Origin of the sequence: Haladaptatus sp. (assembly GCF_049589095.1) — an archaeon.
GTDB lineage: Archaea > Halobacteriota > Halobacteria > Halobacteriales > Haladaptataceae > Haladaptatus.
In genome coordinates this window covers 1-1,931 of record NZ_JBAWAC010000576.1, presented here as the reverse complement: position 1 = coordinate 1,931, position 1,931 = coordinate 1, and the positions used below count along the sequence as shown (strand labels likewise).

Here is a 1,931-nt window from a genome sequence, read left to right as displayed (position 1 = left end):
CGACGAAGGAGTGAGTCAGCGCACGGAAGACGCGGTTTGTCTTCCAGAGTTCCAGTGAGCGACGAAGGAGCGAACTGGTGCCAGTCGAAATTCGTTTCGACGGGGTTCTGACGAGCGAAGCAAGTCAGAGCCAACCAACACTTGCGTTGACGCAGTCCTCGTGAGCGGAGTGAACGAACTCACGGAAGTCGACTCCGACTGATTCCAATTCGATGCGTTTCTCCACGCGAAGGGAGAGACACCGCTAGACAGAGTTGGTAAAAGGGAGAGAGAAGCGCTACAAATATTTTCCTACCACGTGCCGTGGAAGGTGTCGAATTCGAGGGAATCCAATGGTTCGTTGCCGACGGCGATTTCGTACTCGCCGGGCGTGAGCATGGGTTTGTGGAACCGCGGACCGTCGTCGGTCGTGATGCGCGGGCATCCGGTGTTGACGAAGGCGTCCATGTCGAAGTTGCGCAGTCGGTCGGGCGTCACCTCGTCCATCGTGATGAGGTAGGCGTTCTCGTTCTCGTCGATGATGTCCTGTGCGATATCCCAGCGTCCCTGCCCGATTTTGGTGCAGAAGATGACACCCCACTTCTCGGCGTCCATCGCGCGGTGGACCGCGCCGTAGCGCTGTTTGAGGAACTTTTCCGTATCCGCCACGGTGACGACGTTGTTGACAGGGTCGGCGATGACGACTGTCTTGTCGGGGTGCTCCATCGCCAGTCCGAGCGGGTGGAACTTCCCGCCGCCGACGTACAGCACTTGGTCGGCGTCGATGTCCGCCGAGGCGTAGTTGCACCCGAGAACCTGTCCCTCGTGGGTGAGTCGGTCGTCTCCGCGCCGGGTATGCACGTCGAAGCCGCGCTCTTCGAGCCATTCGCGCATCCGCTCGAAGTGGTTCATGTGCTGAGCGGTCGTGACGAGGCCGATGTCGCCGACTTCGAGTTCCTCCATCGACTCCTCCATGATGGGGAAGACGTCTACGTTCGAGAACAGCGGGACGTAGATGACCTTGTCCGTGTTCTTCATCGGCGAATGGCCGAAGTGGACGAACACGTCGGTGCGCTTCATCAGGTAAGTGTCCAGGTCACAGGCTCCGTAACAGGGTTGCCCCGAGAGAAGAATCGTCACGTCGTCGGGCAGCAGTTCGCGGAGGTCGTCGGCCACCTGCGGGCCGCGGCGTTTGAGTCCCTCGGGGAACTGCAGTCCCACTTTTTCGGCGTCGCGTTCGTCGACCGCTTCGATAATGCGTTCGAGTTCGTAATCCCATTCCCGGTCGTGTTTGAGAGCCATCCCGGTGTTTCGGAGGTCTCCCTCGCTGTACCCGCTCTGTTCGCTCATTATACCTCCCTTGCGGCCGAGAACTTTTAACCCCGGCGTTCCCGGTTTTCCCCCTACTCACTCAGTTCAGCCGCCAGAGTTCGTAGTTCAACAGGGTAGCAAAGCTGACCCAACAGAGGTAGGGAACGAGCAGCGCGGCCGCCCGCCGGTCGATGCGAGCGAACGCGACCATCGTCGCGACGATGGCGACGAGCAGTGCGAGGATGACGGCCAGTCCTCCCGCGGGCCACTGCATGCCGAAGAAGACGAGCGTCCAACTCGCGTTCAGGACGAGTTGAACGGCGAAAATACCCAGCGCGAATCGGTTGTCACCCCGTCGCCAGACGAGATAGAGCGCGATTCCCATCAAGAGATACAGCGTCGTCCACACCGGCCCGAACACCCAACTCGGCGGCGTGAAGCCGGGTTTTTGAAGCGTCGTGTACCACGTCGCCACCGAGGTTGCGGTCAGGATCGAGGGAGCGATCCCCGCCAGTTCACAGACGACGATACTCACGAGTAGGGCAGGCACTTCACGCCACGAGAACGATTGACGGCTGACTATCTCCATACGTTCGCTACGACACGAAAAAGGGTGTTCCTTTCCCCGAACTACGTCGGTT

General features: G+C 59.9%; 2 protein-coding genes. Both read right to left on the bottom strand.

The window, feature by feature from the left end:
• Positions 1-291: 291 nt before the first annotated feature.
• Positions 292-1,329, bottom strand: coding sequence for a diphthamide biosynthesis enzyme Dph2 (dph2, locus tag WBV42_RS18000; RefSeq protein ID WP_423987245.1), 1,038 nt, complete (start codon positions 1,327-1,329; stop codon positions 292-294).
• 61 nt (positions 1,330-1,390) lie between these two features.
• The gene (locus WBV42_RS17995) at positions 1,391-1,879 is read right to left on the bottom strand and encodes a TspO/MBR family protein (protein ID WP_423987244.1); all 489 of its coding nucleotides are present in this window, start codon (positions 1,877-1,879) and stop codon (positions 1,391-1,393) included.
• Positions 1,880-1,931: the final 52 nt, after the last annotated feature.